The organism is Kribbella sp. NPDC051952 (genome assembly GCF_040680855.1).
Lineage (GTDB): Bacteria > Actinomycetota > Actinomycetes > Propionibacteriales > Kribbellaceae > Kribbella.
Window position 1 is genome coordinate 1 of the sequence record NZ_JBFAXQ010000051.1, and the last position, 25,191, is coordinate 25,191.

Below are 25,191 nucleotides of genomic sequence, written 5' to 3' on the forward strand. Positions count from 1 at the left end.
GGGGCGCACCCTGGAAGACGTGCCACGTTCTGCTGCCGGCAGACGTGGCAATTAGGTGACAGAGGCAACGATCTCGGAGCGTGCGGATGGCGTCCTCGAAGATGGACGAGGTGATCTTCGAGGAGTTCAAGGGCACCGGCAACATGGAGCTCCGGCTCCGTCGCGAGTTCGCCGACCGGCGCATCTTCCCGGCCATCGACGTGGTCGCCTCCGGCACCCGCCGCGAGGAACTGCTGATGTCGAAGGACGAGACCTCGGTGGTGTGGAAGCTCCGCCGGGTGCTCAGCGCCCTCGACGGCCAGGCCGCGCTCGAGCTCCTGATCGGCAAGCTCAAGGAGAGCAAGTCGAACATCGAGTTCCTGATGCAGGTCAACAAGACCACCCCGTCCACAGGCGGCGGTCGCAGCACCGACGACGGCAACTGATCGTGGCCGGATCGGGAGGGGGCAGCTCCTCCCGATTCGGTGAAATCTGGCCAGTGATGGCAAAATGGCTTGTTGGTTCCGGTTCACGTCCGCATCCGCGGACGACCCGGGGCACCTGAACCTAGGAGATCCTTTGAAGAGCGACATCCACCCGACATACGTCGACACCACGGTGACCTGCACCTGTGGCGCCACGTTCCAGACCCGCTCGACCGCGGAGAACGGCGTGATCCACGCCGACGTGTGCTCGCAGTGCCACCCCTTCTACACCGGCAAGCAGAAGATTCTCGACACCGGTGGCCGGGTGGCCCGCTTCGAGAAGCGGTACGCCAAGAAGTAGCTTTCCAGCCGCGCGTCGGTCCCGCATCTGTGTGCGGGACCGGCGCGCGGTTTGTCATGTCAGCTGGTCCGAAGGAAGGAGTGCGGGATGTTCGAAGCGGTTCAATCGCTCAAGGCCGAGTACGCCGAGCTCGAGCGGCAGATGTCGGATCCGGAGTTGCACTCCGACCAGGCCAACGCCCGCCGGGTCGGCAAGCGGTACGCCGGGCTCGCGCCGGTGGTCCGCGCCTACGACGAATGGTTGCAGACCGCCGACGACATCGAGGCGGCGCGCGAGCTGGCGCACGAGGACCCGGCGTTCGCCGAGGAGGCGACCAAGCTCGAGCACCGGCGCGAGGAGCTGGCCGAGAAGCTGCAGGTCCTGCTGGTCCCGCGCGACCCGAGCGACGACAAGGACGCGATCCTCGAGATCAAGGCCGGTGAGGGCGGCGACGAGTCGGCCCTGTTCGCCGGCGATCTGCTGCGGATGTACCTGAAGTACGCCGAGTCGCAGCACTGGAAGACCGAGGTCCTCGACTCCGCCGAGTCCGACCTGGGTGGGTACAAGTCGATCACGGTCGCCGTGAAGGCGAAGGGCACGCCGGAGCCGGGTGAGGCGCCGTACGCGAAGCTCAAGTTCGAGGGCGGCGTGCACCGGGTCCAGCGGGTGCCGGTGACCGAGTCGCAGGGGCGGATCCACACGTCCGCGGCCGGCGTCCTGGTGCTGCCGGAGGCCGAGGACGTCGACGTCGAGATCGACCAGAACGACCTGCGGATCGACGTGTTCCGGTCGTCCGGGCCGGGTGGGCAGAGCGTGAACACGACGGACTCCGCCGTACGCATCACGCACTTGCCGACCGGCATCGTGGTCTCGATGCAGAACGAGAAGTCGCAGCTGCAGAACCGTGAGCAGGCCATGCGCGTGCTCCGGTCCCGCTTGCTCGCCGCGGCCCAGGAGGCAGCCGACCAGGAGGCGTCCGACGCCCGCCGGTCGCAGATCCGCACCGTCGACCGGTCCGAGCGCGTCCGCACGTACAACTTCCCGGAGAACCGCTTCTCCGACCACCGCGTCGGCTACAAGGCCCACAACCTCGACCAGGTCCTCGGCGGAGAACTGGCTCCCGTGATCCAAGCCCTCACCGAAGCAGACCTGGCTGCCCGCCTCGAGGCCGTCGAATCCCAATGAGTGCTGAGCCGCTCGGGGGAGCGAGGGTTCTGGTCGGTGAGGCGGCCGAGCGGTTGCGGGTCGCTGGAGTTCCGTCCCCCGACTACGACGCGGCCGAGCTACTGGCTTTCGTCACCGGATCGAGCCGGATGCACCTGGCTGAGCCGACCGACGGCCAGCGTCGTGTGTACGACGAGCTGATCGCGAGGCGGGCTGCCCGGGAGCCGCTACAGCACCTCACCGGTACGGCGGCCTTCCGTTATCGGGAACTGGTCGTCGGCCCAGGTGTCTTCGTGCCGCGGCCCGAGACCGAGGTGATGGTCGGCTGGATCCTCGACCGGATCGCCGACCTGAAATCCCCGCTCGTGGTCGACCTCTGCTCCGGCTCCGGCGCGATCGCCGGCGCGGTAGCGACCGAACGCCCCGACGGCATCGTGCATGCCGTCGAACTCTCACCCGAGGCCTGCGTCTGGGCCCGCCGAAACCTGGCCGGCACGGGTGCGGTCCTCCACGAGGGCGACATCGACGGCTGCCTACCCGAGTTCGACGGTCAGGTCGACGCGGTGATCGCCAACCCGCCGTACATCCCTTTGACCGCATGGGAATCCGTCACCGCCGAGGTCCGCGATCACGACCCCGCGTTGGCGCTGTGGTCCGGTGACGACGGCCTCGACGAGATCAAGGTGGTCGCCGCCACCGCCGGCCGCCTGCTCAAGCCCGGCGGCTGGTTCGCGTGTGAACACGCCGACGTCCAGGGCGAATCCGCCCCCGCCGTCTTCGCCGCCACCGGCGACTTCACTGAAGTCCGCGACCAGCTTGACCTGTCCGGCCGAAACCGCTTCGCAACGGGCCGCCGGATCTAACCGGTCATTCGTAGACGACGAACTCGGGCCGCGGCTTCAACGCAAGCACCTGAGGTGGCGTCATCAGCGGGCCGTGCCTGGTGTCCTCGGTGTAGAAGAGTTTGAAGCCGGCCTGGACGCCGGCCGGGAGCGTGGTGGTCAGCTTGGCCCAGGTCTTGAGTTTGTCGACGCGGGCACCGATCCCGTCGACGGACTTGATCGTCACGACACCGGGATGTGGCTTCAGAGCCGCCTCGTTGCTGACGATCCGCGTGGACAGTTGATGGAAGACGAACACCTTCTCCGGCAGGTCGTTCGCCTGCACCAATCCAGCCAGGTACGACGCGATGCTGTCGAGCTCGGCGCCCGTGGTGTGACCGAAGACCCGCCCCGGCACCTGACCCGGTCCGACCGCCCACTCCGGATCGAAGGCCAGGCCGACATCCGGTTCCTTCAACCAGCGTTCCAGCCGCTTCACCTCCGGCAGGATCTTGGCCCGGCCGGGCTGGATGTCGAGCAGCAACAGCATCTTGTGCTTGCGAGCCACCGTCAGGTACTCGTCGATCGCCGCGTCCGGCAGCCGGCCGCGGTACAGGCCGTCCTTACCCCGGGATCCCTTCGCTACAACGGCAATCAGCTCAAGCACCGGCTGCGGCGTCCGCCCAGCCGCATACGCCTGGGACAGCTTCTCCAGCTTGGCTGCCTTCGCGTCGAGGTCCTTGTCCAACGGGCCGAGCGCGGGTGAACCGGGCAGCCCGACATAACCAACCAGTTGGTACTTCGGGAAGATCGTCCGCCCGCCCCGCGGCAGATCACCGTCGGCCGGCGGGGGAGGAGGCGTCAGGCTCGGCGACCGGCTCGGCGTCGGCTTGGCGGTCGTCGGCGCGGGAGTAGAGCCGCCGCGCAGGGGTTCGTCACTGCAGGCTGCGACGCTCAACAGCACGACGGCCAACACCCCACAGACTCTCCTCACCGCACCACGGTAGCGACTCCGGCCTCGGCTACTCCTTGTTCTGCTCCACGTACGTGTCGATCTCCGTCAGCAACGCGGTCTTCACCGAGTCCTCGGCGAACGACACCCGGACCGCGGTCTTGGCCAGCTCACCGACCCCGGCCTCGTCGAGGTCGAGCAGCTTCGCGGCGACGACGTACTCGTTGGTGAGGTCCGTGCCGAACATCGGCGGGTCGTCGGAATTGATCGTGACGACCAGCCCGGCCTCGACCATCGCACGCAGCGGATGGACGTCGTACGACGCAACCGCGCGGGTGGCGATGTTCGACGTCGGGCTGACCTCGAGCGGGATCCGGTGCTCACCCAGATAGTCGACCAGGGCCGGGTCCTGCATGGCCGACGTACCGTGGCCGATCCGCTCGGCCTTCAGATAATTGATCGCGTCCCAGATCGTCTCCGGCCCGGTGGTCTCGCCCGCATGCGGCACGCTGTGCAGGCCGGCCGCGACCGCGGCTTCGAAGTGCGGCTGGAACTGAGGCCGCGGTACGCCGATCTCCGGCCCGCCGAGCCCGAATCCGACCAGGCCCTCCGGCCGGACCTTGGTCGCGACCTCGAGCGTCCCGTCGGCGCCGGCCAGGCCGTCCTCGCCGGAGATGTCGAAGATCCAGCGCAGGGTGATGCCGAGCTCCTTCTCCGCCGCGATCCGGGCGTCCTCGATCGCCTCGCAGTACGCCTCGGGCGAGATACCACGCTTGACCGTGGTGAACGGCGTACAGGTCAGTTCGGCGTACCGGAGGTTCTGCGCGGCCATCTCGCGCGCGACCTCGTAGGTCAGCAGGCGGATGTCCTCGGGGGTCTTGATCAGGTCGACGACGGTCAGGTAGACCTCGATGAACTTGGCGAAGTCGGTGAACTGGAAGTACTCCGCCAGCGCGGCCGGGTCGGTCGGGACCGGCGACTCGGGGTGCCGGGCGGCGAGCTCGGCGACGATCCGCGGCGACGCGGATCCGACGTGATGGACATGCAATTCGGCCTTCGGCAGCCCGGCGAGGAACTCACGCGACACAGTCATGCCGGGATCCTAAGGACAGCCGGCCGCACGGTGGAGGAAAATTAACAATTGGCTGTCAACTTCGCCCAGCGGTGGCCCAGTTGGAGTCGGGGCCTGCCCGAGTGGCACGATTCACCCCGTGAGTGAGCGCTTCGACTTCACCGGCGACGAGCTGGCCCCCGCCTACCGCGCGGCCGTGGACGCGATCGAGGCCGGCGACCTGGTGGTCATGCCGACCGACACCGTGTACGGGATCGCTGCCGACGCCTTCAAGGCCGACGCCGTCCAGCGGCTGCTGGACGCCAAGGGCCGGGGGCGGGACATGCCGCCACCCGTGCTGATCTCGGTGGTGGAGTCGCTGGACGCGCTCGCCACCGATATCCCCGAGGCGGGACGCAAGCTCTGCCAGGAGTTCTGGCCGGGGCCGCTGACGGTGATCTGCCACGCGCAGACGTCGCTGATGTGGGACCTGGGGGAGACCCAGGGCACCGTCGCGCTCCGCGTGCCGGATCACGAGAACACCCGTGAGCTGTTGTCGCGGACCGGCCCGCTCGCGGTCAGCTCGGCGAACAAGTCCGGCAGCCCGGCGGCGCTGGACGTCTACGACGCCGAGGAGCAACTGCAGGACTCCGTCGCGGTGTACCTGGACGGCGGCGCGGTGAGCGGCGGAGAGCCGTCCACCATCGTCGACATCACCGGCGAAACCCCCCACGTCGTACGCCTCGGTGCCCTCTCCCTCGCCGAACTCCGCGAGATCGTCCCCGAGATCACCTCCGACGACGACAAGCCGGCAGACACCACCGACGACGCATCGGACGAGAAGCCGGACGAGAAGCCGGCGGACGAGCCAACCGATACCCCGGTCGAGGCGTCCAAGGTGCAGGACGAGAAGCCGACCGACCCAGAGGCGAGGCCTGCGGACTAGTGCGCGAGTACCTGCTGGTCCTGTTCGTGGCGGCGGCTACGACGTTTCTGCTGACCGGTGTGGCCCGGCAGATCGCGTTGCGGTACGGCGCGGTCGCGAAGGTACGGGCCCGTGACGTGCACAAGGTTCCGATCCCGTACTTCGGTGGCCTGTCCATCCTCGGTGGCCTGATCGCCGGATTCGCGGTCGCGTCCAGCCTCCCGTTCCTCGGCGACAGCTTGCAGGTCGCCCACGACGCGCGCGCGATCCTGATCGGCGGCGTGGTGATCTGCGCGGTCGGCATCGTCGACGACCTGTACGAACTCGACGCGATCACCAAGCTGGCCGGCGAGGTTCTCGCCGTCGGCGTGATGGTTGTCCAAGGCATCCAGTTGTACTGGCTCCCGCTGCCCGGCGGCGTGATCTCACCGTCACCGGCACAGCTCGCCGTACTCACCGCCGGCATCCTGCTCGTGTCCTGCAACGCGGTGAACTTCGTCGACGGCCTGGACGGCCTGGCCGCCGGCGTCACCGCGATCGGCGCGACCGCGTTCTTCACCTACTCGTACCTGCTGAACGTCGAGCAGAACCTCGACCGCGCGACCACCTCGACCCTGATCACGGTCGCCCTCGCCGGTGCGTGCCTCGGCTTCCTGCCGCACAACTTCTTCCCAGCAAGGGTTTTCATGGGCGACTCCGGCGCCCTCCTGATCGGCCTGATGCTGGCCGCGTCGACGATCAGCCTCACCGGCCAGATGGACCCGAACGCCGTCCCGTACGAGGTCGGCGGCTCGAGCCTGCTGCCGGCGCTGCTCCCGTTGATCCTCCCGATCGCCGTGCTCGCGATCCCCGCGCTTGACCTGACGCTGGCCTACATCCGCCGGACGAAGGCCGGCCGGTCGCCCTTCGCCGCGGACAAGCTGCACCTGCACCACCGCCTGATGCAGCGCGGTCACTCGCACCGCCGGGCAGTCCTGCTGATGTATCTCTGGACCGCCCTGATCGCGTACGGCGTAGTGGTCCTCGGACTCGTCCTGTTCTGGTGGACGGCCCTGGTCGTGCTGGCGGTGACGGTCACCGCGATCCTGCTCACCACCGGTCTGCCGAGGCGCTCGCGGAAACCGCTCGCCAAAGTTTGAGTAGGGTCCGGCCCCAAAGTTCCGGGGACCAGACCACTCATCCACGTGGCCTACCGATAGGGTGTGGCTGTACAGCGGCAGGGGCCTCGTTTTGCTGACCGTGCAGACTTTGTGCTAGTTTTCACAAGCACCAGCAAATACGAGTGACACCCCTGACCCCGCCCACCCGACGACCGAGCCGCGAGACCCGGTCGCCAGCAGGACGGAACCATCGGATGGCTCCTTCGGCTCACAGCCCGAAAATCGCCGGCCAGCCCACCAGGCACCCGGCGTTGGCGATGCTGCGTGGCGCTCTCGTCGCCGCGCTGGTCGTGGGGGTCAACGCGGCCATCGTGTCCACGGTCGCGGCCGGTCTGCCCGGTCTCTGGGGAGCGCTGCTCGGCCTGCTAATGGTCATCGTCTTCTCCGGCGCCGGACTGCTCGCGCTGCACCTTTCCCGCAACACCTCTCCGACCATGCAGCTCGCTGTCGCGATGGCGTCGTACACCGGCAGGATCGCGATCTTCGGCGGTCTGCTCGCGGTCGCGCTGAGCTCGGACAGCCTGGCCGCGCACGTGAATCTGACCGTGCTCGGCATCGTCGCCCTGGTCGTGATCATGGGCTGGATGGCCGGCGAGATCTGGTCCTGGTCCCGGCTGCGGGTGCCGATCTACAACCTCGACGAAGAGGTGACGGCATGACCACGATGGGTAATGATTCGCCTGCTGTGGTGGAGATTACGGGTGCCGATGTGACCGGTCCTGTCCACTCCTGGTACGTTTCGGGTGCCAATGAGCGAGCATCAGGATCCGAAGCCATCACCCCCGAATTCGGGCGACGGCTGGCGGGTCCTGTCCTACTTGATCGGCGGTGTCGTGGTGTACGGCGGCATCGGGTTCGGGCTGGATCGCTTGTTCGGCACCCAGTTCTTGCTTCCGGTGGGCATCGTCCTCGGTGCCGGGCTCACCATTCTGATGCTGCATTTCCGGTACGGAAAGTCCTGATCCCTCAGGGGTTCGGCGCGATCCGCACCGGGTCTGACGTTGTTGACCGCCATGCCCTGAGCCGCCCTGCCCTTACCAACAAGGCGTCCGACTTGAGCACGACGCGAGAGGAGACCCGGTGATCGCCGGCGTTCCGACCGAGTTCATCGCACCCGGTCCACAGAGCTTCGAGACCCCGCCGATCATCGACGGCGTGGAGTGGTTCACCAAGCCCGTGCTGGTGGCCGCCCTGTCCGTCGTGGCGATCGTGTGGTTCTACTGGGGTGCGTCCCGCAAGTCCGCCATCGTTCCGAGCAAGCTGCAGTTCGCCGGTGAGCTCGGGTACAACTTCGTCCGCAACTCGATCGCGCGGGACGCGATCGGCAGCGCGGAGTACATGAAGTACGTGCCCTACCTGTGCGGCTTGTTCTACTTCATCCTGCTGAACAACGTTGCCGCGACGATCCCGCTGATCCAGTTCCCGACCTTCAGCCACATCGGCTGGGCGTACGTGGCCGCGATCATGAGCTGGGTCATCTACAACGCGGTCGGCATCAAGAAGCACGGCGCCTGGGGCTACTTCAAGCACCAGACGATGCCGGCCGGTGTCCCGGGCTGGCTGATGCCGCTGATGATCCCGATCGAGTTCATCTCGAACATCCTGGTCCGGCCGATCTCGCTGAGCCTGCGGTTGTTCGCGAACATGTTCGCCGGTCACATCCTGCTGCTGGTGTTCGTTCTCGGCGGCGAGTACATGGTGTTCGAGTCCGGCAAGATCGCACTCGGTGGCGTCGGCATCATCACCTTCATCATGGGCATCGCGATCGCCGGGCTGGAGCTGTTCGTCCAGTGCATCCAGGCCTACATCTTCGTGGTGCTGACCGCGCAGTACATCGGCAGCGCGATCGCCGACGACCACTGATCCGCAGCACTACCCACCTAGACCCGTAGTAACGGAAACCCGGATAGGGCCCCCTATCCGTACCGAAAGGAAACACCTGAAATGGCTCTCGAGATTGCCGGCAACATCGCCGTCCTCGGCTACGGTCTCGCCGCGATCGGCCCGGGCGTCGGCGTCGGTCTGATCTTCGCCGCCGTGATCAACGGCACCGCGCGTCAGCCGGAGGCCCAGAACAAGCTGCAGTCGATCGCGTGGATCGGCTTCGGTGTCACCGAGGTTCTGGCGATCATCGGTATCGCGCTCGCCTTCGTCTTCAAGGCCAGCTGACCCACCTTTCCAGACTGACTGACAGGACTCAGACATGATGACGATGGTGCTACCTCTCAGCGAGGCGGCCGGCGAGGAAATCAACCCGCTGGTTCCGCACACCGCCGAGATCATCTTCGGCTTCGTCTTCCTGGTCCTCTTGGCCATCGCCTTCGCCAAGGTCGTCGTACCGAAGTTCGAGAAGGCGTATGCCGATCGGACCGCGGCGATCGAAGGCGGAATGAACGAGGCCAAGGCGGCCCAGGCCGAGGCGAAGGCGGCTTTGGAGAAGTACAACGCGCAGCTGGCGGAGGCCCGCCAGGAGGCTGCGAAGATCCGCGAGGACGCCCGCGAGCAGGGTGCCCAGATCATCGCGGAGCTGCGTGAGCAGGCGAACACCGAGGCCGAGCGGATCGTCACGCACGCGCGGGCCCAGATCGACGCCGAGCGGACCCAGGCGGTCGCCGCGCTGCGCAGTGAGGTCGGCACGATGGCGACCACGCTGGCCGGCCGGATCGTCGGGGAGTCGCTCGAGGACGAGGCGCGGCAGCGCCGTACGGTCGAGCGCTTCCTGGCCGACCTCGAGGCGTCGGAGTCCGCACGTCAGGCCGTCGGAACGGACGGCTGATGCGCGGCGCGTCGAGGGAGTCGTTCGCCCGGGCCGAACAGGCCCTGGCGGGGACGAGCCCGGCCGAGGAGCTGGGCGGCGAGCTGTTCTCGATCGCCCGGCTGCTGGACGGTAGCGGTGCGCTCCGGCGCGCGCTGACCGACCCGGCCCGTCCGGGTGAGGCGAAGGCGAGCCTGGCCCAGCAGTTGTTCGGCGGCAAGATCTCCGCGGCTGCGCTGGAGATCCTGACCGCCGCGGTGACCGGTCGCTGGGTCAGCGGCCGGGACCTGGGCGACGCGCTGGACCAGCTCAGTGTCGAGGCCGAGGTGGCGTACGCCGACAGCCGGCGGAAGCTGGACGAGGTCGAGGACGAGCTGTTCCGGCTGGACCGGGTGGTGGCCGCCGAGCGGGCACTGGCCGAGAAGCTCGGTGACCGCTCGATCCCGGTCGAGCGCCGGCAGGCGCTGCTGCACGGACTGCTGCAGGGCAAGGCCGACGCCACCACGGTGCGGCTGGCCGAGCGGGCCGTGGACGGCCGGGGCCGCAACTTCGCGGGCTCGATGCGGGCCTACCAGGTCGCCGCGGCGGCCCGGCGCAACGCCAGCATCGCGACCATCCGGGTCGCCACCGACCTGACCGAGATGGAGCGCAGCCGGCTCGCCGAGGCGCTCGGACGGCAGTACGGCCGGGACATCCAGCTGAACGTGATCGTCGACCCGGGTGTGGTCGGCGGCGTCCGGGTGGACATCGGCGACGAAGTGATCGACGGAACCATCGCGGCCAAGCTCGACGAAGCGCAACGGCGCATCGCGGGCTGACGGCTCTTACGACATTGACATACATGGTGCTAAGGGCCTCGAAAACTCACAGCAAAGCCTTTAGGGCCACAACAGGCCAGCAAGGGTCAAGGAAGCAGGAACACAATGGCTGAGCTCACGATCAGGCCGGAGGAGATCCGGGACGCCCTGGATCAGTTCGTCAACGACTACCAGCCGGACCAGACGAGCGCCGAAGAGGTCGGCACCGTCGTGGACGCCGGTGACGGTATCGCGCACGTCGAGGGCCTGCCCTCGGTGATGACCAACGAGCTGCTCCAGTTCGAGGACGGTACCCGGGGTATCGCGCTGAACCTGGACGTCCGCGACATCGGTGTCGTCGTCCTCGGTGAGTTCGACGGTATCGACGAGGGCCAGCAGGTCCGCCGGACCGGCACGGTGCTGTCGGTGGCGGTCGGCGAGGGCTACCTCGGCCGGGTCGTCGACCCGCTGGGCAAGCCGATCGACGGCCTCGGCGAGATCAAGGACCTCGAGGGCGACCGCGCGCTGGAGCTGCAGGCGGCCGGCGTGATGGACCGCCAGGAGGTCCGCGAGCCGCTGCAGACCGGCATCAAGGCGATCGACGGCATGATCCCGATCGGCCGTGGCCAGCGTGAGCTGATCATCGGTGACCGCAAGACCGGTAAGACGGCGATCGCGGTCGACACGATCATCAACCAGAAGGCGAACTGGGAGTCCGGCGACCCGAAGAAGCAGGTCCGCTGCATCTACGTCGCCATCGGTCAGAAGGGCTCGACGATCGCCGCCGTCCGCGGCGCGCTCGAAGAGGCCGGCGCGATGGAGTACACCACCATCGTCGCCTCCCCGGCGTCCGACCCGGCCGGCTTCAAGTACGTCGCGCCGTACACCGGCTCGGCCATCGGCCAGCACTGGATGTACCAGGGCAAGCACGTGCTGATCGTGTTCGACGACCTGACCAAGCAGGCCGAGGCGTACCGCGCGATGTCGCTGCTGCTGCGCCGCCCGCCGGGCCGTGAGGCCTACCCGGGTGACGTCTTCTACCTGCACAGCCGTCTGCTCGAGCGCTGCGCGAAGCTGTCCGACGAGCTCGGTGCCGGCTCGATGACCGGTCTGCCGATCATCGAGACCAAGGCCAACGACGTGTCGGCGTTCATCCCGACCAACGTCATCTCGATCACCGACGGTCAGATCTTCCTGCAGTCGGACCTGTTCAACGCCAACATCCGCCCCGCGATCGACGTCGGTATCTCGGTCTCCCGGGTCGGTGGCGCCGCGCAGGTCAAGGGCATGAAGAACGTGTCCGGCTCGCTGAAGATCGACCTGGCCCAGTTCCGTGCGATGGAGGCGTTCGCGATGTTCGCGTCCGACCTCGACGCCACCTCGCGGCGCCAGCTCGACCGCGGTCAGCGGCTGGTCCAGCTGCTCCGTCAGCCGCAGTACTCGCCGTACCCGGTGGAGGAGCAGATCGTCTCCATCTGGGCCGGCACCAAGGGTCACTTCGACGAGGTGCCCGTGGACGACGTACTGCGGTTCGAGCGGGACTTCCTGGACTACCTGCGCCGGGAGAGCAAGGTGCTGGACAGCATCCGCGAGACCGGTCTGTTCGACGACGACTCGGCCCAGGCGGTGAAGGACGCGCTGGACGCGTTCAAGCCGACCTTCCAGACCTCCGAGGGCACGCTGCTCGGGACCGAGGCCGAGGCCGAGGCGATGGAGCAGGACGACGTCGAGCAGGAGCAGATCGTCCGGCAGAAGAGGGGCTGACGATGCCGGCCAATCTGCGGGAGCTTCGCGATCGCAAGGCCTCGGTCTCGACGATCAAGAAGCTCACCCGCGCGATGGAGCTCATCGCGGCGTCCCGGATCGTCAAGGCGCAGCAGCGCGCCCAGGCGGCCGGTCCGTACGCGCGTGAGCTCACCCGTGCCGTGTCGGCGGTGGCGACGTTCTCGAACGTCGACCACCCGCTGACCACCGAGAAGCCGAACCCGCGGCGGGCCGCTGTCTTGCTGATCACCTCCGACCGCGGTCAGGCCGGGGCGTACTCGGCCAACGTGATCCGGGAAGGGGAGCGGCTGAACCAGTTGCTGCGCGAGGACGAGAAAGAGATCGTCCCGTTCCTCAGCGGCCGCAAGGGCATCGCGTACTACACCTTCCGCCAGCGTGAGATCGCGCAGTCGTGGGCCGGTGACTCCGACAACCCGAGCTTCGCCCGGGCCCGGGAGATGGCCGACGCACTGATCGAGGCCTTCCTGACGCCGACCGACGAGGGTGGTGTGGACGAGATCCACATCGTCTTCACCCGGTTCGTCTCGATGCTGACCCAGCGCGCGGACGTGATCCGGCTGCTGCCGCTGGAGGTCGTGGAAGGCGAGGAGGCGCCGGCGGCGGACGACGTACTGCCGCTGTACGAGTTCGAGCCGTCGGCCGAAGAGGTCCTCGACGGGCTGCTGCCGAAGTACGTCGCCAGCCGGATCCACTACTGCATGCTGCAGGCGGCCGCTTCCGAGCTGGCCAACCGGCAGCGGGCGATGAAGTCGGCGACGGACAACGCGCAGGACCTGATCGAAAGCCTGACCCGGGATCTGAACCAGGCCCGCCAGGCCCAAATTACCCAGGAAATCAGCGAGATCGTCGGTGGCGCCAGCGCGCTGGCCGACGCGAACGCCGGGAGCGAGTGAGAGAGATGACTGCCACGGTTACCGAGAAGAACAACGAGGCCGGCGCGGCTGCTGTCGGTCACGTCGCCCGGGTGATCGGCCCGGTCGTCGACGTCGAGTTCCCAGCGGACGCGATGCCGGAGATGTACAACGCGCTCGAGGTCGACATCACCCTCGGCGACATCACCCAGACGATCACCCTCGAGGTTGCGCTGCACGTCGGCGACAACATCGTCCGGGCGATCTCGATGAAGCCCACCGACGGCCTGGTCCGCGGCACCGAGGTGCGTAACACCGGTGCGGCGATCTCCGTGCCGGTCGGCGACGTCACCAAGGGCCGGGTCTGGTCCGTGACCGGCAAGTGCCTGAACCAGGACGAGTCCGAGTTCGAGATCGCCGAGCGCTGGCCGATCCACCGCAAGGCGCCGGCCTTCGACCAGCTCGAGGCGAAGACCGAGATGCTGGAGACCGGCATCAAGGTGCTCGACCTGCTCACGCCGTACGTGCAGGGCGGCAAGATCGGCCTGTTCGGCGGTGCGGGTGTCGGCAAGACCGTTCTGATCCAGGAGATGATCTACCGGATCGCCCACAACTTCGGTGGTACGTCGGTGTTCGCCGGCGTCGGGGAGCGGACCCGTGAGGGCAACGACCTGATCACCGAGATGGAAGAGGCCGGCGTCTTCAAGGACACCGCGCTCGTGTTCGGCCAGATGGACGAGCCGCCGGGCACCCGGCTGCGGGTCGCGCTGTCCGCGCTGACGATGGCGGAGTACTTCCGCGACGTGAAGGAGCAGGACGTTCTGCTCTTCATCGACAACATCTTCCGGTTCACCCAGGCCGGTTCCGAGGTCTCCACGCTGCTCGGCCGGATGCCGTCGGCGGTTGGTTACCAGCCGAACCTGGCCGACGAGATGGGCGTGCTGCAGGAGCGGATCACGTCGACCCGGGGTCACTCGATCACCTCGATGCAGGCGATCTACGTGCCCGCGGACGACTACACCGACCCGGCGCCGGCGACCACGTTCGCCCACCTGGACGCGACCACCGAGCTGTCGCGTGACATCGCGTCGCGTGGTCTGTACCCGGCCGTCGACCCGCTGACCTCCACGTCGCGGATCCTCGACCCGCAGTACATCGGCCAGGAGCACTACGACGTGGCCGTCCGGGTGAAGCAGATCCTGCAGAAGAACAAGGAACTGCAGGACATCATCGCCATCCTGGGTGTGGACGAGCTCTCGGAAGAGGACAAGATCACCGTCGCGCGTGCGCGCCGGATCGAGCAGTTCCTCTCCCAGAACACCTACATGGCGGAGAAGTTCACCAACATCCCGGGCTCGACCGTCCCGCTGAAGGACACCATCGAGTCCTTCAAGAAGATCACCGAGGGCGAGTACGACCACGTCGCCGAGCAGGCCTTCTTCAACGTCGGTTCGCTCGACGACGTCGACCGCAAGTGGACCGAGCTGCAGAAGGAAAACTGACATGGCCGATGACACTGCCAAGCACCTCGAGGTCGCGCTGGTCGCGGCCGAGCGGACCGTGTGGCAGGGCCAGGCCAAGATCGTCATCGCCCGGACCACGGACGGTGACGTCGGTATCCTGCCCGGCCACGCGCCACTGCTGGGCCTGCTGCAGGGTGGCACGGTGCAGGTGCGGACCGTCGACGACGAGTACTTCGTCGCGGCCGCACCGGACGGCTTCATCTCGGTGGCCAACAACCGGGTCTCGATCCTGGCCGAGAACGCCGAGATGGGTCACGACATCGACCTGGAGGAAGCCCGCCGCGACCTCGAGGAGGCCCTGGCGGCCGGCACCGACAGCGATGCCGAGACCGACGAGGTCCGACTCGCCGAGGCCAGGGTGAGGGCCGCCGAGAAGACGACCTGACCCGACCTGCCATAATCGAATATCGTCACTGACTGTACGGTTCTCCGGCGGTGCCCGGAGTAGTACCGAATCTTGGCACCGGGAATGGGGTCGGCAAGGTATGAGGGTAGTCCTCGATGTCGTCGGGGTCTGTCTGCTTGCCGCCGTACTGTTCGTCATCATCTTCGCGTTCCGCCGTCGCTGGTTGTCCAGGGACGGCGGAACGTTTGATTGCAGCCTCCAACTCGCGGAGAAGGAGCACGGCCGCGGCTGGGCCCTCGGCCTGGCCCGGTACGTCGGCGACGACCTGCAATGGTTCCGGGTCTTCAGCCTCGCCTGGTGGCCCAAGCTCACGGTCAACCGCCGCCAGCTCGAAGGCATCAGCACCCGCCGGCCCCTGGGCAACGAGCCCCTGGTGACCTACGCCGGCCACGTCATCGTCGACGCCAAACTCGACGACCGCACCGTCCACTTCGCCATGACCGAAGAAGCCCTCACCGGCGTCCTGGCCTGGATGGAATCCGCACCCCCCAGCACCCAGACCTACCTCTAGGTCCACCCGGTCTTGACATGGCCGGGCAACGTTCGTAGGTTCGCGCTCATACGTATGCGCAGTCGGCGGGAGAATCGATGAAGGCACCAAGGCAGTCCGACGTCGCCCGGCTCGCCGGGGTGTCGCAGTCTGCGGTGTCGCGGGTCGTCAGTGGTGACCTGGACCGGATTCCGGTGCAGACACAGGAGCGGATCCGAGCCGTGGTGAAGGAGCTCGGGTACGTCCCGAACGCCGCCGCGCGGAACCTGCGGAACAAGCGGAACCGGCTGCTCGGCGTGCACACCTTCGAAGCCGTCTTCCCACACGCGCGGGAGGACTTCTACTTCGACTTCCTGCTCGGGATCGAGGAGCGCGCCGAGGAGCTCGGCTACGACCTGGTCCTGTTCACGTCGACCGGGACGAGCGACGGCCGGCGCCGGATCTATCGCGAGGGCACCAACCGGCTCAACCTCGCCGACGGCAGCGTGCTGCTCGGTGCCGCGACCGATCGCGAGGAGCTGGCCCGGCTCTGGCACGACGGGTACCTGTTCGTGCACATCGGCCGGCGCGAGGTCGCCGGCGCCGAGATCCCCTGCATCGTCCCGGACTACGTGTCGGCCACCGACCGGCTCGTGAGGTCCTTGGCCGAGCGCGGTCATCGCCACTTCGGCTACCTCCGAGAGGCGATCGAGCAGGAGGCGTACGACGATCGCCGGGCGGGATATCGCGCGGCGGTCGAACGGCTCGGCCTTCAGGACCGTTCTCCCGGCTTCCGCGGCGTACCGGGCCTGTCCGAGGAGTGTCTCGACGAACTGGCATCCGGACCGGAGACGGCCGTGATTGCCGAAGACATCCGGTTGGCCGAGGACCTTCGGGCCGGCCTGACCGCGCGCGGGTTGAGCATCCCGGCGGACCTGTCCGTCGCGGTGCTGGAGCAATCGGGTGACGAGCCGGGGCATCGCTGGGACTGCCTGGTGATCCCGCGCAAGCAGATCGGCCGGATCGCGATCGACGCGCTGGTCGCTCGGGTCGAGGACCCGGACCTGCCGCCGGTGAGCCGACTGGTGGCGTGTGACCTGGTGGCCGGCGAAACCGTTGCCGGACCACGGTGAAATGAAGGAGAAACGGGTGGCGGAGCTCGAGACGGACGTCCTGATCGTCGGCGGCGGACTGGGCGGTGTCGCGGCCGCGCTGACCGCGGCCCGGCTGGGCCGGCGCGTCGTACTGACCGATCCGGCCACCTGGCTGGGTGGCCAGCTGACCAGCCAAGCGGTTCCACCCGACGAGCACCCATGGATCGAGGAGTACGCCGCGCCGGGGTACGCCGAACTCCGGCAACGGATCCGTGACTACTACCGGCGGAACTACCCACTCCGACCAGAGGTCGCGGCCGATCCACTGCTCGACCCCGGCCTCGGTGTGGTCAGTCACTTCTGTCACGAGCCGCGCGTCGCCGCCGCCGTGCTCGAGGAGATGCTCTCGCCGTGGCGGGCGAGCGGGCGTATCACTGTCCACTTCGAGCACGAGCCAATCACGGCGTACGCCGATGGGGACGAGATCCAGGCGGTGACGCTGCGGGACCTGCGGTCCGGGGATGAGATCACTGTGTCCGCCGCGTACGTCGTGGATGCGACCGAGCTCGGTGATCTTCTGGAACTGGCTGGGGTCGAGCATGTGGTCGGTGCTGAGAGCAACCTGGATACCGGGGAGCTGCATGCGCCGGAGGTGGCGAATCCCCTTGATCAGCAGGCGTTCTCGTGGTGCTTCGCGCTCGAGCACCGGGCGGGGGAGGACCACACGATCGATCGGCCGGCGGGGTACGAGCACTGGCGTGACGAGGTTGCCCCGTTCTGGCCGGGACCGCAGTTGTCGTGGACCGACGTCGTACCCGTGACGTTGCAGCAGCGGGAGTGGCGGTTGTTCGAGGCGAACCCGGATCGGCTGGCGATGTTCTCGTTGTGGCGGTACCGGCAGATCCTTGCCGCGAGCAACTTTATCGACAAGGCGATCCCGGATGTCACGATCGTGAACTGGCCGCAGCTCGACTACTGGGAGCGGCCGCTGATCGGCGTCGACGATCCCGCCGCGTCGTTGGCGGCGAGCCGGGAGCTGTCGTTGTCCTTCCTGTACTGGATGCAGACCGAGGGCGGCTACCCAGGCTTGCGCCTGCGTCCCGATGTCACAGGTACGGCGGATGGTCTGGCGATGACGCCGTACATCCGGGAGTCGCGGCGGATCCAGGCCGAGTTCACCGTGCTCGAGCAGCACGTCGGTGTCGAGGCCCGGCCGGCCGGGGCTGGAAGTGAGGTGTTCGCGGACAGCGTCGGACTTGGGCGGTACCGGATCGACCTGCATCCGAGTACCGCGGGACGTTCGTACGTCGACATCGAGGCGTATCCGTTCCAGATCCCGCTCGGCGCGCTGATCCCGGTCCGGATCGACAACCTGCTGCCGGCGAACAAGAACATCGGCACCACCCACATCACCAACGGCTGCTACCGTCTGCACCCGGTCGAATGGAGCATCGGCGAGGCCGTCGGCGCCCTGATCAGCTTCTGCCTGACCGAAGGCCTGTCACCCCGCAAGGTCCGCAACGACTCCACCCACCTGGCCGACTATCGCCGCCTCCTCTCCGACACCCTGAAGATCCCGCTGGTGTGGCCCGAGGACATCCGCACCTATCGCGATTCGCCCGTCGAATCGTGAGCGCCCCTCGCCCGGTCGCCCCGGTGAACCAGGAGGTCGCCGCCGCCCACACTGCGGCGTACAAGACCCTGCCCGACGTGGTCGTCGGCGTCGATGTCGAAGACCTGATGAAGGTCCACACTGCGGCCGACGCGGACGCGCTCCGTCCGCAGCTCATCGCGCAGGTCTGGAAGGACACCGGCGTCCTCCCGACCGGTCTCCCGACCGTGCGGCGTGATGTCGAGGTGCCGGCCGAGTTGCCCGCGTTCACCGGCGTACGGCGGTACGACCGGCTCGATGTGACGATGCCGTTCGGGTACGTCGCCACCGTCTGGGTGCTCGAACCGGCCCGGACCGACCATCGCCGGGTGGCGTTCTACCACAACGGCCACGGTGAACCGCTGGACACGATGCAGCGAGTCGCGCAGGGCCTGCTCGACCACGGATACACGGTCCTGTTGTTCGCGATGCCCTTCTTCCACTGGAATCCGACGACTCTGCAGGACCCGGTCGACCCGACCGTGACGCAACAACCGTCGCACAACGATCTGCCGCAGTGGGAGTCCGCGTCGTACTCACCGCTGGCGCTGTTCCTCGAACCGCTCGCGGTGGCGATGAACCACGTCCAGGCGACGTACCAGCCGTCGTCGGTGCAGCTGGTCGGGCTTTCTGGTGGTGGTTGGACGACGACGATCTACTCGGCGCTCGACCCGCGAATCACCCGGTCGTACCCGACCGCCGGAACGCTGCCGTTCTTCGTCCGGCCCGGCTCACCGACGCCCAACCCGACCCTGGGCGACTGGGAGCAGCGGCAGGACCTGCAGCCCGGGTTCTACGCTCTGGCCGACTTCCCTGACCTCTACGCACTCGGTTCGGTCGGGCCGAACCGCCGGCAACTCCAGATCCTCAACCGTTTCGACGACTGCTGCTTCAACGGCGTCGGTCATCGCGCGTACGAGGCCGCGGTCCGGCAGCGGATCGCGATCATCGGGACCGATGCCGTCAGCAACGAGTCCAACGGCCACTGGGAACTGCTCGAGGACGCGACCCACGGCGATCACACCATCAGCCCCTACGCCCTCTCCGTCATCCTCTGGGACCTGGACGTCCACTGCGCCCACCTCCCTTGATTCAAAATCGGTGGGCAGCGACGCAGTGTCGTGCCATCATCACCTCATGACAAGTTTCTTCCGACTGGGCTAGCTCCCGCTGGCCAGTTCGAGGCTTCAGCCCGCAGCCAGTGATGCGGGGGTGGACCGTCTGGTTCCTCCCGAGCACTGACCGGGAGACTCTTGCATGTTGGTCCTGGTGCGGACCGTCACGGGCTTGGAACGTCTGGCCGCCGCTGAGGTGGCCGAAGGCAACCATCGCGTGATCGACGTGTCCAAACGACAACTTCTGATCGAATCCACGACCGCGATCGTCGACAATCCACCGCGGCTCGCCGACGACCTGTTCCTGATCCACGCCGCGGTCACCGACCCCGGCCACACCAAACAAGCCTTGGCCGACGCCGTCACCACCCTCCGGCTCGCGGCCGACCCCGCCGACTTCGCGGTGACCGCGTCCTTCCATGGCCGGCGCAACTACAACCGCTTCGACATCGAGGACCTCGTCGGCGCTGCCCTGCAATCCCACTCCGGCGGCAGGTACCACTCCCGTCGTACGGGCGTTGCCCCGCCCACCGACCGGGTCGACTGGCGCGTGATCCTTGACGGGAAGACGCTCTGGGTCGGCGTCCGCCCTTTCGCTGTCCCGCTGCATCGTCGGGCCTGGCGTCGGCAGACGGTGACCGGCAGCCTCCACCCACCGGTCGCCGCCGCCATGGCGCGGCTCGCGCATATCAGCGCGGGGATGCGGGTGCTCGATCCGTTCTGTGGTGCCGGCACGATCCTGCTCGAAGCCCACGCGATCGAGTCCCAGGCGATCTACCGCGGGATCGATCAGCAGAAGGCCGCGGTACGAGCAGCCGAGCTGAACACCCAGGTCCGGGGCGCGATCACCTGGCAGACAGGCAATTCAGTCCGTTTGCAGGGTCCGGTCGATCGCATCGTGACCAACCCGCCGTGGGATGTGCGCGTGGGGATCGGCGACTTCAGGCCGTACCTGCGCGAGTGGCGGCGGGTGCTTCAACCGGCCGGCCTCGTGGTCGCGATCCTCAACCACGAACAAGCCGCGCAGTTGATCGGGGATGCCGCCTGGCTGGTCCATGACGTGTACGACGTCGCAGTCGCCGGGCAGCATCCGCGAATCGTGGTGGCTGGTGCTGTAGATGGGTAGCCTTCACGGAACGTCGTACCGGAGTCTTCGAGGGACGGTGAGCTATGCCTGTTGAGATTGCGCCGGGGATCCATCAGCTCGCCACCGACTACCCGCATGTTTGTGGACTGCCGCTCTGGTTGCACGTGATCGAGGCAGGCTCTGAGTTGGTGCTGCTGGACTCCGGGATCGCGTCGACGCCCGAGTCCTCGACGGCCCCCGAACTGGCCGCGTTGGGAATGGGTCTCTCGGACCTGACGCTGGTCGTCAACAGCCATGCGCATCCGGATCACATGGGCGGCAACGCCGTACTGCGTCGTCATGGTGCTGCTCGGTTCGCCGCTCCGGCTCTGGAGGCTGGGTGGCTGGAGGACAACGAGCGTCTGCTGACCGAGCTGTGGGGCTCGGATCCGGACGTGATGAGCCTGTCGGGGGCCGAACGCTCGGAGTTGCTCGACATGCTCGACGAGCGGGTGCGCATCGACGTGCTGCTGCGTGACGGCGATGTCCTACCGGGGGACCGGCCACTGCGGGTGATCACTACGAGTGGTCATAGCCCGGGGCATATCGCCGTACTGGATGAGGCGTCGCGGACCCTGTTCACCTTCGACGACGCCCAGGGCCGCGGCCGCCCATTCCTGGACAGCTCGCTGTGGCTGGCGCCGCTCTACACCGATGTCGCCCGCTACACGACCGGTCTGACCCGGCTTCTGGAGCTGGACTTCGACACGGTCGTTCCGTCCCACGGCGACCCGATGGACGCGACCGCCGGCCGCAATCTCGTCCAGGAGAGCCTCGAGTGGGTCTTCAGTGTCGACGAGCTTGCCGCCAAATTGCTCCGTACGAGGGGGTCACTGACCGTGCGTGAGCTCGCCGCCGCCATCGGGACCGACCTCGGTGCGTACGGCGGGATCAACCTGCAAACGGTCCGGATGGCACGGGCTCATCTGGATCAGTTATCTCGGCAGGGCGAGGCAATTCCGCGTTGGCACCAGCCTGATTGAGTCGTACGGCGTGGCCGGATCCGGTCAACCCACCGCTCGAGGCTGCACTATCCGCCGACATGCGCCAAGCTCGTGCGAAGGGGGCGGTAAGCGCTCTCCACCGGTGGGAGCGGCGTTCGACGACGACGCAGGGAGTTCTGGCGTGGCCCGAGCAAACGAAGTCCTCAGTCCGCAGGCCGGCAAATCGATCACGACCGATCACGCTGTGGTGGCCGGTTCCGGACCTCCATCCGCCGGCGGGAGTTCGTCGCCTCCGGGCGGGAACCAGTTGTCGTGGTGGGCCCGAGCCCGACGGGACAAGATCCTGCTGCTGATGGCGCTGCCGGGTCTCGTCCTGATGCTCGCGTTCCACTACCTGCCGTTGTTCGGCAACCTGATCGCGTTCCAGGAGTACCTGCCGTTCGTCCCGCTGGGACGCAGCGCCTGGGTCGGCTGGGACAACTTCGCGGTCATCTTCAACGGTGACGCAGAGTTCCTGAACGCGCTGAAGAACACCCTGCTGATCACCCTGGTCCAGGTCGTCTTCGTCTTCCCCGCGCCGATCGCTCTCGCGCTGTTGCTGAACAGCCTGCTGTCGGAGCGGATCAAGCGCATCGTCCAGTCGGTGCTGTACCTGCCGCACTTCCTGTCCTGGGTGATCGTGATCGCGATCTTCCAGCAGATCCTCGGCGGCAGTGGCCTGATCAACAACGTGCTGCGCTCGCACGGCATCGACACGATCGACTTCCTCGGCAATCCGGACAGCTTCATCACGCTGCTCACCAGTCAGGTGATCTGGAAGGACTCCGGCTGGGGGACCATCCTGTTCCTGGCCGCGCTGACGCAGATCGATCCCGGTCTGTACGAGGCGGCCCGCGTCGACGGTGCCTCGCGCTGGCGGCAACTGTGGCACGTGACCGTGCCCGGGATCCGCGGATTGATCATCCTGCTGCTGATCCTGCGACTCGGTGACTCGCTCACCGTCGGGTTCGAGCAGATCATCCTGCAGCAGAACCTGGTCGGCAGACCGGCCAGTGAGGTGCTCGATACGTACGTCTACAACAACGGCGTACTGGCGGGTCAATGGGGAGTGTCGGCGGCGGTGGGCTTGGTGAAGGGTCTGTTCGGCGTCGCCCTGGTGATCGGCGCCAACAAGGTCGCACACATCTTCGGTGAGGCGGGGGTGTACCAGAAGCCATGAGTACCCAGACGAATCTCCTCCGGCCGGGCGGGACCCGGCGATCCACGATCGACGATGTGCCGACGATCCCGACCCGGGCGATCAAGGGCATCGTGCTGTTGTTGTGCTGCGCGCTCGTGATCATCCCGTTCATCGGTGTGATCTCGACCAGCATCGCCAGTCAGGCGCACGTCACCAACTCGGGCGGTTTCGTGCTCTGGCCGGACGGCATCAACCTCGCGTCGTACAAGTCGATCTTCAACGGTGGCGTCGTACAGCGGGCGCTCGTGGTCAGCATCGTCATCACGACCGGCGGCACGCTGATCAGCCTGGCCGGGTCCACCATGCTGGCGTACGCGCTCAGCCGGTCCGGGACGTTCGGGCAGAAGCCGATGCTGCTGATCGTGTTGTTCAGCGTGCTGTTCAGCCCGGGCCTGATCCCGAACTACCTGGTGGTGAAGGAGTTCGGGCTGCTCGACTCGCTGCTGGCGCTGATCTTGCCTACCGCGATCAACGGCTTCAACGTGATCGTGCTCCGCGCGTTCTTCATGGGGATCCCGGAGTCGGTGACGGACTCGGCCCGGATCGACGGGGCCGGCGACTTCCGGATCTTCTGGTCGATCGTGCTGCCGCTGTCCCGCGCGGTCCTCGCGGTCGTCGGCCTGTTCTACGCGGTCGGCTACTGGAACGCGTTCTTCAACGCGATGCTCTACATCAACGACACGGCGAAATGGCCACTGCAGCTGGTACTGCGGACCTACGTCATCAACAACACCGAGCTCAGCGGTGGCGATCTCGGTGGCGCGTCGGCCGACCAGCTCCCGCCGCAGGAGTCGATCCAGATGGCGATCCTGGTGGTCTCGCTGGTTCCGATCCTGATCGTCTATCCGTTCCTGCAGCGGCACTTCGCGAAGGGCATGCTGACCGGGGCGGTGAAGGGATGAGCATGATCAGCAGAAGAACCCTGCTCGGCGGGTCGCTGGCCGCGGCCGCGACGGCCGGGGGACTGAGCGGTTGCGCGACGGTGACGCGGTCGACCGACATCGCGGCGTTGAACAAGCCGGTGGCGTTGCCGACGTACAAGCGGTTCAACGGACCGAAGCCGGATCTGCCGCGGAGTCATCCGTTGATGCCGGACTGCTTCTACAAGTTCCCGGCGCAGCCGACCAGGGTCACCCAGGGCGCACCCGCCGACGGCAGCGACCTGTCCGGGACCACGCCCACGTCGAACCCGATCCCGCCGACGGCCGATCGCAATCCGTACTGGCAGGAGCTCAACAAGCGGCTCGGTTCATCGCTGGACCTGACCATCACGTCGGCCACCGACTACCCCAACAAGTTCGCGACCGCGGTGGCCGGGGACACGCTGGGAGACCTGTTCAACGTCGACGGCAAGTTCTCGTATCTGCCCCAGTTCCTCGAGGCTCGGGCCCAGGATCTGACCGAGTACCTGTCCGGTGACGCGATCCTGGAGTACCCGTTCCTGGCCAACCTGTCGGCCGATTCCTGGCGCGGGTGCGTGTTCTCCGGTGGGATCCGGGCGGTGCCGATCCAGCGCGGGGTGATGTCGTCGAACCTGCTGCTGGCCCGGCAGGACCTCCTGGATCAGTTCGGCGTCGAGCTCGGGTCGCCCACGATCGACGACCTGAACAAGATCGCGAAGGCGGTGACGGACGAGAAGAAGAACCGGTGGGCGTTCGCGGTCCCGCCCGCGGCGGCGCTCAGCGCGGCGCTGGGGTTGCCGAACGGCTGGGAGGTTCGCGACGGTCGCCTGGTGCACAGCCGGGAGTTGCCGGAGCAGAAGGAGCTGCTCGCGGTCTCCACGAAGATGCAGGCCGACGGGCTGATCCATCCCGACGGGGTGGCGAAGAACAACCAGAAGGTCTGGTTCAGCCAGGGTTCAGCGGTGATGACCCAGGACACCTACTCGTCGATCCAGAGCTTCTACCGGCGGGCGGTGACGAAGAACTTCGCGATCTCGCTGCCGGTGATCCGGGACAGCGCCGGAAAGATCGGGCGGTTCCTGCTCGGTACCCCGAACAACTCGATCGCGGCGATCAAGCCGAGTTCGCCGGAGCGGACGAAGATGCTGCTGCGGGTGCTGAACTGGATGGCCGCGCCGTTCGGGACCGAGGAGTACCTGTTCCGCAAGTTCGGGTTGCCGGGTCGGCACTACACCTTGAAGGGCACCGACCCGGTGCTGACCGAGGCCGGCGGTAGCGAGGTCTGCCTGGGTGAGTTCCCGATCCAGTACCTGGCCGACGGTGGATACCCGGTCTACTTCCCGGGGCACGCCGAGGCGGTCGATGTCGCGTACAACAACCTCAAGGCGGTCCTGCCGACGGCGATCCTGCAACCGACGTACGGGCTGTACTCGCCGACCGACGCGACCAAGGGCAAGGTCGCCGACAAGGACTTCGATTCCCTCACCAAGGAGATCCAGCTCGGCCGCTCCGACCTGGCCGACTGGGACAAGGCGGTAGCCAACTGGCGCAAATCCAGCGGCGACGCCATCCGCCAGGAATACGAGGACGCCATGTCGACCCAAGGCCGCAAGTAACCCGACGTCGATCCACTTCTGGATGTCCGGCCCGTAGTTCTTCTGGAGGTTGATCGTCCACCACTCGACGTCACCGGAGTAGGCGTCGCCGGACTGCTTC

At 67.1% G+C, this 25,191-nt stretch carries 26 protein-coding genes and 1 pseudogene; 25 read left to right on the forward strand and 2 right to left on the reverse strand.

Annotated elements, in window-relative coordinates; translation table 11 throughout:
* Window positions 1-95: 95 nt before the first annotated feature.
* The 4 genes and pseudogenes from AB0L70_RS41105 to prmC all read left to right on the forward strand — a co-directional run.
* A pseudogene (locus tag AB0L70_RS41105) lies at window positions 96-425 on the forward strand (transcription termination factor Rho); the annotation flags it as partial.
* A gap of 133 nt (window positions 426-558) precedes the next feature.
* Window positions 559-765 (forward strand): 50S ribosomal protein L31, encoded by a 207-nt coding sequence (rpmE, locus tag AB0L70_RS41110; RefSeq protein ID WP_145813862.1) that lies wholly within the window; start codon window positions 559-561, stop codon window positions 763-765.
* Between the two features lie 87 nt (window positions 766-852).
* Window positions 853-1,929: a peptide chain release factor 1 gene (gene prfA / locus AB0L70_RS41115; protein ID WP_363692368.1), complete on the forward strand. Its 1,077-nt coding sequence runs from the start codon at window positions 853-855 to the stop codon at window positions 1,927-1,929.
* Window positions 1,926-2,771 carry a peptide chain release factor N(5)-glutamine methyltransferase gene (gene prmC, locus AB0L70_RS41120; protein ID WP_363692369.1) on the forward strand — a complete coding sequence of 282 codons (846 nt, stop codon included), beginning with the start codon at window positions 1,926-1,928 and terminating at the stop codon, window positions 2,769-2,771. Before prfA ends, prmC begins: the two co-directional genes overlap by 4 nt.
* Before the next feature lie 4 nt (window positions 2,772-2,775).
* Here prmC and AB0L70_RS41125 read toward each other — a convergent pair whose 3' ends face one another.
* Complete coding sequence (locus AB0L70_RS41125; RefSeq protein WP_363692370.1) at window positions 2,776-3,723, reverse strand: hypothetical protein; 948 nt, start codon at window positions 3,721-3,723, stop codon at window positions 2,776-2,778.
* Between the two features lie 28 nt (window positions 3,724-3,751).
* A complete protein-coding gene (locus tag AB0L70_RS41130) occupies window positions 3,752-4,774 on the reverse strand; it encodes an adenosine deaminase (protein ID WP_363692371.1) in 1,023 nt (340 codons plus the stop codon).
* Window positions 4,775-4,892: 118 nt separating this feature from the next.
* Between AB0L70_RS41130 and AB0L70_RS41135 the strand changes: the two genes are divergently transcribed.
* From AB0L70_RS41135 to AB0L70_RS41235, 21 genes are all read left to right on the forward strand, one after another.
* Window positions 4,893-5,678, forward strand: a complete 786-nt coding sequence (locus AB0L70_RS41135) for an L-threonylcarbamoyladenylate synthase (RefSeq protein WP_363692372.1) — start codon at window positions 4,893-4,895, stop codon at window positions 5,676-5,678.
* The gene (locus tag AB0L70_RS41140) at window positions 5,678-6,796 is read left to right on the forward strand and encodes an MraY family glycosyltransferase (RefSeq protein ID WP_363692373.1); all 1,119 of its coding nucleotides are present in this window, start codon (window positions 5,678-5,680) and stop codon (window positions 6,794-6,796) included. Before AB0L70_RS41135 ends, AB0L70_RS41140 begins: the two co-directional genes overlap by 1 nt.
* A gap of 215 nt (window positions 6,797-7,011) precedes the next feature.
* Complete coding sequence (locus AB0L70_RS41145; RefSeq protein WP_363692374.1) at window positions 7,012-7,476, forward strand: hypothetical protein; 465 nt, start codon at window positions 7,012-7,014, stop codon at window positions 7,474-7,476.
* A gap of 90 nt (window positions 7,477-7,566) precedes the next feature.
* Window positions 7,567-7,779, forward strand: coding sequence for a hypothetical protein (locus AB0L70_RS41150; protein WP_363692375.1), 213 nt, complete (start codon window positions 7,567-7,569; stop codon window positions 7,777-7,779).
* 118 nt (window positions 7,780-7,897) lie between these two features.
* The gene (gene atpB / locus AB0L70_RS41155; protein ID WP_363692376.1) at window positions 7,898-8,680 is read left to right on the forward strand and encodes a F0F1 ATP synthase subunit A; all 783 of its coding nucleotides are present in this window, start codon (window positions 7,898-7,900) and stop codon (window positions 8,678-8,680) included.
* 81 nt (window positions 8,681-8,761) lie between these two features.
* Window positions 8,762-8,986 carry an ATP synthase F0 subunit C gene (atpE, locus tag AB0L70_RS41160; RefSeq protein ID WP_363692377.1) on the forward strand — a complete coding sequence of 75 codons (225 nt, stop codon included), beginning with the start codon at window positions 8,762-8,764 and terminating at the stop codon, window positions 8,984-8,986.
* A 34-nt stretch (window positions 8,987-9,020) separates the two neighbouring features.
* Entirely contained in the window at window positions 9,021-9,593 is a 573-nt protein-coding gene (locus AB0L70_RS41165) for a F0F1 ATP synthase subunit B (protein ID WP_363692378.1), read from the forward strand.
* A complete protein-coding gene (locus AB0L70_RS41170) occupies window positions 9,593-10,390 on the forward strand; it encodes a F0F1 ATP synthase subunit delta (RefSeq protein WP_363692379.1) in 798 nt (265 codons plus the stop codon). The genes AB0L70_RS41165 and AB0L70_RS41170 overlap by 1 nt, the downstream gene beginning before the upstream one ends.
* 105 nt (window positions 10,391-10,495) lie before the next feature.
* Window positions 10,496-12,133, forward strand: a complete 1,638-nt coding sequence (gene atpA, locus AB0L70_RS41175; RefSeq protein ID WP_363692380.1) for a F0F1 ATP synthase subunit alpha — start codon at window positions 10,496-10,498, stop codon at window positions 12,131-12,133.
* A 2-nt stretch (window positions 12,134-12,135) separates the two neighbouring features.
* Window positions 12,136-13,047 (forward strand): F0F1 ATP synthase subunit gamma, encoded by a 912-nt coding sequence (locus AB0L70_RS41180; RefSeq protein ID WP_363692381.1) that lies wholly within the window; start codon window positions 12,136-12,138, stop codon window positions 13,045-13,047.
* Window positions 13,048-13,052: 5 nt separating this feature from the next.
* Complete coding sequence (atpD, locus tag AB0L70_RS41185) at window positions 13,053-14,507, forward strand: F0F1 ATP synthase subunit beta (RefSeq protein WP_363692382.1); 1,455 nt, start codon at window positions 13,053-13,055, stop codon at window positions 14,505-14,507.
* Window position 14,508: 1 nt separating this feature from the next.
* Window positions 14,509-14,913, forward strand: a complete 405-nt coding sequence (locus tag AB0L70_RS41190; RefSeq protein ID WP_363692383.1) for a F0F1 ATP synthase subunit epsilon — start codon at window positions 14,509-14,511, stop codon at window positions 14,911-14,913.
* A 100-nt stretch (window positions 14,914-15,013) separates the two neighbouring features.
* The gene (locus AB0L70_RS41195; protein ID WP_363692384.1) at window positions 15,014-15,445 is read left to right on the forward strand and encodes a DUF2550 domain-containing protein; all 432 of its coding nucleotides are present in this window, start codon (window positions 15,014-15,016) and stop codon (window positions 15,443-15,445) included.
* Between the two features lie 77 nt (window positions 15,446-15,522).
* Complete coding sequence (locus AB0L70_RS41200) at window positions 15,523-16,536, forward strand: LacI family DNA-binding transcriptional regulator (protein ID WP_363692385.1); 1,014 nt, start codon at window positions 15,523-15,525, stop codon at window positions 16,534-16,536.
* A gap of 16 nt (window positions 16,537-16,552) precedes the next feature.
* On the forward strand, window positions 16,553-18,130 hold the full coding sequence (locus AB0L70_RS41205; RefSeq protein ID WP_363692386.1) for an FAD-dependent oxidoreductase: 1,578 nt from the start codon (window positions 16,553-16,555) through the stop codon (window positions 18,128-18,130).
* The gene (locus tag AB0L70_RS41210) at window positions 18,127-19,239 is read left to right on the forward strand and encodes a hypothetical protein (RefSeq protein ID WP_363692387.1); all 1,113 of its coding nucleotides are present in this window, start codon (window positions 18,127-18,129) and stop codon (window positions 19,237-19,239) included. Before AB0L70_RS41205 ends, AB0L70_RS41210 begins: the two co-directional genes overlap by 4 nt.
* Before the next feature lie 166 nt (window positions 19,240-19,405).
* Window positions 19,406-20,389, forward strand: a complete 984-nt coding sequence (locus tag AB0L70_RS41215; protein WP_363692388.1) for a methyltransferase domain-containing protein — start codon at window positions 19,406-19,408, stop codon at window positions 20,387-20,389.
* Between the two features lie 44 nt (window positions 20,390-20,433).
* A complete protein-coding gene (locus AB0L70_RS41220) occupies window positions 20,434-21,372 on the forward strand; it encodes an MBL fold metallo-hydrolase (protein ID WP_363692389.1) in 939 nt (312 codons plus the stop codon).
* Window positions 21,373-21,514: 142 nt separating this feature from the next.
* Window positions 21,515-22,552: an ABC transporter permease subunit gene (locus tag AB0L70_RS41225; protein ID WP_363692391.1), complete on the forward strand. Its 1,038-nt coding sequence runs from the start codon at window positions 21,515-21,517 to the stop codon at window positions 22,550-22,552.
* Window positions 22,549-23,475, forward strand: a complete 927-nt coding sequence (locus tag AB0L70_RS41230) for a carbohydrate ABC transporter permease (RefSeq protein WP_363692392.1) — start codon at window positions 22,549-22,551, stop codon at window positions 23,473-23,475. The genes AB0L70_RS41225 and AB0L70_RS41230 overlap by 4 nt, the downstream gene beginning before the upstream one ends.
* Window positions 23,476-23,477: 2 nt before the next feature.
* On the forward strand, window positions 23,478-25,091 hold the full coding sequence (locus tag AB0L70_RS41235; protein ID WP_363692393.1) for a hypothetical protein: 1,614 nt from the start codon (window positions 23,478-23,480) through the stop codon (window positions 25,089-25,091).
* Window positions 25,092-25,191 lie beyond the last annotated feature (100 nt).

Excerpts from the sequence above, each read along its gene's own strand:
- prfA (WP_363692368.1), top strand. The coding sequence starts at position 853 with ATGTTCGAAGCGGTTCAATCGCTCAAGGCCGAGTACGCCGAGCTCGAG.
- prmC (WP_363692369.1), top strand. The coding sequence starts at position 1,926 with ATGAGTGCTGAGCCGCTCGGGGGAGCGAGGGTTCTGGTCGGTGAGGCG.
- AB0L70_RS41130 (WP_363692371.1), bottom strand. The coding sequence starts at position 4,774 with ATGACTGTGTCGCGTGAGTTCCTCGCCGGGCTGCCGAAGGCCGAATTG.
- AB0L70_RS41145 (WP_363692374.1), top strand. The coding sequence starts at position 7,012 with ATGGCTCCTTCGGCTCACAGCCCGAAAATCGCCGGCCAGCCCACCAGG.
- AB0L70_RS41150 (WP_363692375.1), top strand. The coding sequence starts at position 7,567 with ATGAGCGAGCATCAGGATCCGAAGCCATCACCCCCGAATTCGGGCGAC.
- atpE (WP_363692377.1), top strand. The coding sequence starts at position 8,762 with ATGGCTCTCGAGATTGCCGGCAACATCGCCGTCCTCGGCTACGGTCTC.
- AB0L70_RS41165 (WP_363692378.1), top strand. The coding sequence starts at position 9,021 with ATGATGACGATGGTGCTACCTCTCAGCGAGGCGGCCGGCGAGGAAATC.
- AB0L70_RS41170 (WP_363692379.1), top strand. The coding sequence starts at position 9,593 with ATGCGCGGCGCGTCGAGGGAGTCGTTCGCCCGGGCCGAACAGGCCCTG.
- atpA (WP_363692380.1), top strand. The coding sequence starts at position 10,496 with ATGGCTGAGCTCACGATCAGGCCGGAGGAGATCCGGGACGCCCTGGAT.
- AB0L70_RS41180 (WP_363692381.1), top strand. The coding sequence starts at position 12,136 with ATGCCGGCCAATCTGCGGGAGCTTCGCGATCGCAAGGCCTCGGTCTCG.
- atpD (WP_363692382.1), top strand. The coding sequence starts at position 13,053 with ATGACTGCCACGGTTACCGAGAAGAACAACGAGGCCGGCGCGGCTGCT.
- AB0L70_RS41190 (WP_363692383.1), top strand. The coding sequence starts at position 14,509 with ATGGCCGATGACACTGCCAAGCACCTCGAGGTCGCGCTGGTCGCGGCC.
- AB0L70_RS41195 (WP_363692384.1), top strand. The coding sequence starts at position 15,014 with ATGAGGGTAGTCCTCGATGTCGTCGGGGTCTGTCTGCTTGCCGCCGTA.
- AB0L70_RS41200 (WP_363692385.1), top strand. The coding sequence starts at position 15,523 with ATGAAGGCACCAAGGCAGTCCGACGTCGCCCGGCTCGCCGGGGTGTCG.
- AB0L70_RS41215 (WP_363692388.1), top strand. The coding sequence starts at position 19,406 with ATGTTGGTCCTGGTGCGGACCGTCACGGGCTTGGAACGTCTGGCCGCC.
- AB0L70_RS41220 (WP_363692389.1), top strand. The coding sequence starts at position 20,434 with ATGCCTGTTGAGATTGCGCCGGGGATCCATCAGCTCGCCACCGACTAC.
- AB0L70_RS41230 (WP_363692392.1), top strand. The coding sequence starts at position 22,549 with ATGAGTACCCAGACGAATCTCCTCCGGCCGGGCGGGACCCGGCGATCC.
- AB0L70_RS41235 (WP_363692393.1), top strand. The coding sequence starts at position 23,478 with ATGATCAGCAGAAGAACCCTGCTCGGCGGGTCGCTGGCCGCGGCCGCG.